Here is a 4,534-nt window from a genome sequence, read left to right as displayed (position 1 = left end):
CCCGTACCCCACCCGAAGGACCGGCCGAGCACCACGGCGGGGATCACCGCCACGGCCACCAGCATCGCGGCGTAGGGAGCGGCCTGCGAGTAGGCCGCCACCTCCGTGTGGGACCACATGGCGGTGGCCAGGGTCTGCGTCCCCGTGGGGCGGAGTAGAAGGGTCGCCGGGAGTTCCTTGGCCACGCTGAGGAACACCAGGCTCCCCCCGGCGAGGACGCCCGGCATCGACAGCGGCGCGACCACGCGGACGAAGGTCCGGAACCGGCCCGACCCCAGCGCCCCCGAGGCGTCCTCGAGGGCGGTCGGTATCGCGCCGATCGCGGACCGGACCACTCCCACGGCGAGCGGGAGGAACAGCACCACGTATCCGAACACGAGCATGGGGACCTGCTGGTACAGGCCGGGAACCAATCGGATCCCCACGAACACGACGGCCAGTCCGACCGTGATACCGGGCAGGGCGAAACCGATCTGGGCGACCGCCTCGGTGGTCCGGGCGAGCGGGCCGTCCGACCGCGCCGCGAGGATCCCGATGGGAAGGGCCAGCACGATCGTCACCAGCGCCGCGATGCCGGACACGCCCGCGGTCGTGGCCGCGGCCGAGAGGACCGGATCCCACGAGACGTCGACCTCGGCGGCGGCCCGCACCCACCGGACCAGGCCGACGAGCGGGGCGAGAACGCCGCCGGCCAGGACCACCCCCACCACCAGCAGCGCCGGCGGCATGAACCGTCCGAGCCGGACGCGGTCCGGGAGAGAGTCCACCCCGGCGCCGACCCTCGCCACCTCGCCCCGTCGGGCCCGCCGCTCTCCCACCATCACCACGAGCGCGACCAGGATGAGCACACAGGCCAGGACCGCCGCGGGCACCCTGTCGAACGAGGCCCGGTAGCTGTGGTAGATCCCGACGGTGAACGCGTCGAACCGCAGCATGGCCACCGCTCCGAAGTCCGAGAGCGTGTACAGGGCCACCAGGAGCGCCCCGGCCGCGACCGCGGGCCTGATCTGGCGCAACGTCACACCGAGCACGGCCCTGACCGACCCGCGGCCCAGCGTCCGTGCGACCTCCTCGAGACCGGGGTCGACGCTCCGCAGTGCCGCGGCGGCGGGGAGGTAGACGTACGGGTAACACGAGATCGTCAACACGACGACCGACCCGGGCAGACCGAGGAACCGTGGGAAGTCCGCCACCCACAGGTAGCCGAGGACGTAGGACGGCATGGCGAGCGGCACGCAGAGCAGCGCTCCGATCAGCGGCGCACCGGGGAGATCCGTCCTCACCGTCAGCCACGCCAGGGTCACGCCCACCACCACACTCGCCGCGGTGACCAGCACCACCAGCACGACGGTGTTGACCAGCAGTTCGGCGGACCGACCGGACCGGACCACCTCGAGGGCGTAGGCCGGGCCACGTTCCCCCGCACGGATGAACAGATAGACCAGCGGGATGAGGGCCGCGGAGCACGCCACAGTGGCGGCCGCCCCGAGGAGGGGGCGGCCGCCACGCAGACGGGGACGGGCGTCTATGGCGGAACCGTCAGATCATGCCCACGCGAGTGAGCATCTGCTGGGTCTGCTCGAGCCCGTCCAGGTCCCCGAGATCGATATCGGGCCCCCCGAGGGACTCGAGTGGGGGCAGACCGACGGCGTCCGAGGTGATGCCCGGCACGACCGGGTACTCGCTGTCCTCCTCGAGGAAGTAGAGCTGGGACTGCTCCCCGAGGAGCTCCTGGACCACCCGGAGCGCGTCCTCCTGGCGGTCCGACGAGGCGAGCACACCGACGCCGGCCACGTTGACCAGCGCACCGGGATCGCCCTTGGTCAGGTAGTGCACCCGCGCCCGCATGTTCTCCTCGCCCTTCTCCTGGGCGGTGTTGTACCAGTAGTAGTGATTGGTCAGTCCGAGCTCGACGTCGCCGGTGTCGGCCGCCTCGAGGAGCGCCACGTTGTTGTCGTAGGTCTTCGGCTCGTTGGCCAGGAAGTCGCGGAGCCACTGCTCGGCCGCCTCGTCGCCGCGGTCGACCCGCAGTCCGGTGACGAAGGACTGGAACGAGGCGTTGGTGGGGGCGTACCCGACCTTGCCCCTCCACTCGGGCTCGGTGAGGGCGTCGATGGTGTCCGGGACCTCGGACTCCTCGAGCACCTCCGAGTCATAGACCAGCACGCGGGCGCGCAGGCTCGTCGCGACCCAGGTCCCGTCGGTCGCCCGGTACTGGGCGGGGACCTGCGCGATCGTCGCCTCGTCGAGCGGCTCGAGCAGACCCTCCTTGGACAGGGCGCCGAGCGCACCTGCGTCCTGGGAGAAGAAGATGTCGGCGGGGCTGGCCTGGCCCTCCTCCGCGATCTGGGCGGCCATCTCGGGGGTGCTCGCGTACCGCACCTCGAGGTCGATACCGGTCCTCTCCCCGATCTGCGCCAGCAGCGGGCCGACGAGGTTCTCGCTGCGGCCCGAGTAGACCACCAGCGCATCGGAATCGTCTCCGGCACCGTCCGTGGTGCAGGCCGCCAGCCCCACCACCAGCGAACCGACGGCGGCGAGCGCGGCCAGGCGGCGTCGCATCATCAGGGTTCCTCCCTCACAGTCCCGGTGCCGCGTCGCCGACACCGGGTGTGAGCTTAGCCTAAACTTATTCGAGGCTTCACCCCGGTCCACCCGCCCCGGATCAGTCCAGGTCGTCGTGCCGCATGAGCTGGCGCGCGGCCTCCGTGATCGACCCGGTCATCGAGGGGTAGACGGAGAAGGATCCGGCGAGGTCGCCCACTGTGAGCTGATTCCGCACGGCAACGGAGACGGGCAGGATGAGCTCGGACGCGGTGGGGGCCACGATCACCCCACCGATCACCACCCCGGAGGCCGGTCGGCAGAAGAGCTTCACGAAACCGCGGCGGAGGCTGCGCATCTTCGCGCGGGGGTTGCCCGCCAGCGGGTACACCTCGACGCGGGCGGGGACCTCCCCGCTCTCGATCTGCGCGTGGGAGATGCCGACGGTGGCGATCTCGGGTCGGGTGAAGACCGCCGATGCGACGGTGCGGAGTTTGATGGGACTGACCCCTTCGCCCAGCGCGTGGTACATCGCGATGCGACCCTGCATCGCCGCCACCGAGGCCAGGGGGAACAGATCGGTACAGTCCCCGGCGGCGTAGATGCCGGCGGCGGTGGTGCGGGAGACGCGGTCGACCTTGATGTGCCCGCTGCGCTGGACCTCGATGCCGGCGCTCTCCAATCCCAGGTCACCGGTGTTGGGTACCGAACCCACGCACATCAGGGCATGCGACCCCTTGACGGTCCGGCCGTCGCCCAGTCGGACGATGATCCCGTCCTCGTGGTGCTCGACCGCGTCCGCGCGGGCGTGCTTGACCAGAGCGACGCCACGCTCGCTGAGCGCCTCCTCCAGCACCAGCGCCGCGTCGGCGTCCTCGTGGGGCAGGACGCGGTCGCGGCTGGAGACCATGGTGACCTTGACGCCCATCTCCGTGAACGCGGAGACGAACTCGGCACCGGTCACACCGGACCCCACGACCACCAGATGCGAGGGGAGCTCGGTGAGGTCATAGAGCTGCCGCCAGGTCAGGATCCGCTCCCCGTCCGGCTCCGCGCCGGAGATGATGCGCGGATTGGAACCGGTGGCGATCAGCACCACGTCCGCGTCGAGGATCTTCTCCTGGCCGTTGTCCAGGGACACGAGCACGCGGTGCGAGGCCATTCCCGGCCGCGAATCGTGCAGCCGCGCGGTACCCGACAACAGCCGCACGCCCTCGCGCTGGAGCTGGGACCTGATGTCGGCGGACTGGGCGCGGGCCAGTGACTTGACCCGGCCGTTGACCTGGCCGAGCCGGTAGGCGGTGGGGTCGAAGTGCATCTCGACGCCCATCTCCTCGGCGCGGCGCATGTCCGTGCGCACGCCCGTGGTCGCGATGAACGTCTTGGAGGGCACGCAGTCGGTGAGCACGCAGTTCCCGCCGATCCCCTCGGCGTCCACGATCGTGACATCCGCACCGTACTGGGCGGCCACCAGGGCGGCCTCGTAACCGGCGGGACCGCCGCCGATGATGATGATGCGCTGCGTCACAGGTGGTCCTCCACGGGTCACGGGGTCGGGGCCGGGCGCCGCGGGCCACTGTGGTGGACCGCGTCGCGTCCGCCGTACACGGTAGTCGAACCGGCGGCACGGGGCCGGAGGACGCCGGGGCCACACCCGGCCGAGGGACTACTCTGGTCGCCGTGCCTCTCTACGCCGCGTACGGGACCAACATGCATCCCGAACAGATGAACGCCCGCGCGCCGCACTCACCGTTCGCCGGAACCGCGTGGCTGCACGGCTGGCGTCTGACCTTCGCGGGCGAGGACCCGACATGGGAGGGCGCCGTCGCCACGGTGGTCGAGGACCCGGAGTCGAAGGTGTTCGTGGTGCTCTACGACGTCCCCGACGACGACGCCCGCGCCCTCGACCGGTGGGAGGGCACGGACTCGATGCCGGCCCGGAAGATCCGGGTCCGGGTGGAGCGCCGTCCCGCCGTCCCCCCCGGGCCCC

4 protein-coding genes are annotated in these 4,534 nt (G+C 71.2%); 1 reads left to right on the top strand and 3 read right to left on the bottom strand.

What is annotated here, in order from left to right:
* From IY392_RS15355 to IY392_RS15345, 3 genes are all read right to left on the bottom strand, one after another.
* Positions 1-1,472 (bottom strand): iron ABC transporter permease (locus tag IY392_RS15355; RefSeq protein ID WP_194861671.1); only part of this gene is annotated, 1,472 nt, incomplete at its 3' end.
* A gap of 67 nt (positions 1,473-1,539) precedes the next feature.
* The gene (locus IY392_RS15350; RefSeq protein WP_107755915.1) at positions 1,540-2,565 is read right to left on the bottom strand and encodes an iron ABC transporter substrate-binding protein; all 1,026 of its coding nucleotides are present in this window, start codon (positions 2,563-2,565) and stop codon (positions 1,540-1,542) included.
* Positions 2,566-2,665: 100 nt separating this feature from the next.
* Positions 2,666-4,072, bottom strand: coding sequence for an NAD(P)H-quinone dehydrogenase (locus tag IY392_RS15345; RefSeq protein WP_107755914.1), 1,407 nt, complete (start codon positions 4,070-4,072; stop codon positions 2,666-2,668).
* Positions 4,073-4,224: 152 nt separating this feature from the next.
* Between IY392_RS15345 and IY392_RS15340 the strand changes: the two genes are divergently transcribed.
* A partial coding sequence (locus tag IY392_RS15340; protein ID WP_194861670.1) for a gamma-glutamylcyclotransferase family protein occupies positions 4,225-4,534 on the top strand: 310 nt, incomplete at its 3' end.

It is taken from the genome of Dietzia sp. SYD-A1, assembly GCF_015356725.1.
Classification (GTDB): Bacteria; Actinomycetota; Actinomycetes; order Mycobacteriales; family Mycobacteriaceae; genus Dietzia.
The sequence above is the reverse complement of the archived record's forward strand: the minus strand, read 5'-3'. Positions and strand labels throughout refer to the sequence as shown.